This is a genomic window from Vibrio sp. 03_296, from assembly GCF_002265885.1.
Genome location: NZ_NPKW01001191.1, coordinates 1 through 856 on the forward strand (window position 1 = coordinate 1; position 856 = coordinate 856).

At 46.1% G+C, this 856-nt stretch carries 1 pseudogene; it reads left to right on the forward strand.

From position 1 onward, the window contains the following. A pseudogene (locus CIK04_RS30880) lies at window positions 1–856 on the forward strand (IS4 family transposase); the annotation flags it as partial.

Below are 856 nucleotides of genomic sequence, written 5' to 3' on the forward strand. Positions count from 1 at the left end.
ACTATTTTGCTGACTTTCTTGAAGAGAGTCCTGTTGATGTCGCTCAGCTAACCACCTTCTCCGAGCATATTCCTGATGAGTGGGTTGCTAAAGCGGCAACACTTTCCGATAAAGCGACAATTCGTCGACGTCGTTTACCTAGTGATATGGTTCTTTGGCTTATGTTGGAATGGCGTTTTTCCGCAATGAGTCTATTGCAGAAGTCGCACGGCGAATGAATGTCTGTGCCGAGGGCTTAGCCGATGAGGAACTGCTAGCTAAAAGTGCTTTAACGCAAGCAAGGCAACGCCTTGGTAAAGCTGCTCCAGAATGGTTGTTTAGACAATGCAGTCACACATGGGGTCTAGAGCGTTACCCCGAGGATACTTGGCAAGGCTTACAAGTCTTCGCTATTGATGGGGCTCTTTTTCGAACCGCTGATACATCAGAACTAAGAGAACATTTTGGGTCAGGTAATACATCCAGCGAGAGGCAGACACCTCATCCAGTACTTAGGGTGGTGACAATGATGAATGTTCGCTCACATGTCATTGTAGACGCAGCTATAAGCCCCTATCGTCGTGGTGAAATACCGCTTGCAATGCCCTTTATTGACTCTCTACCTGATAACTCAGTGACTTTACTAGATAAGGGKTTTATGGCGCAGACTTACTTCTTCTCTCCMAAATAGTGGCTCCAACAGGCATTGGTTGTTACCAGCGAAGAAAGGGGTGAAATTCAGACTTCTGGACGATGAAGAGAGCGACGACATGTTGGTAGAAATGAAAGTCTCTCCACAGGCTCGCAAGAAAAATCCTAACCTACCTGAAAAATGGCAAGTCAGAGCCGTTACTTATCAAGTACAAGGTAAGCACAA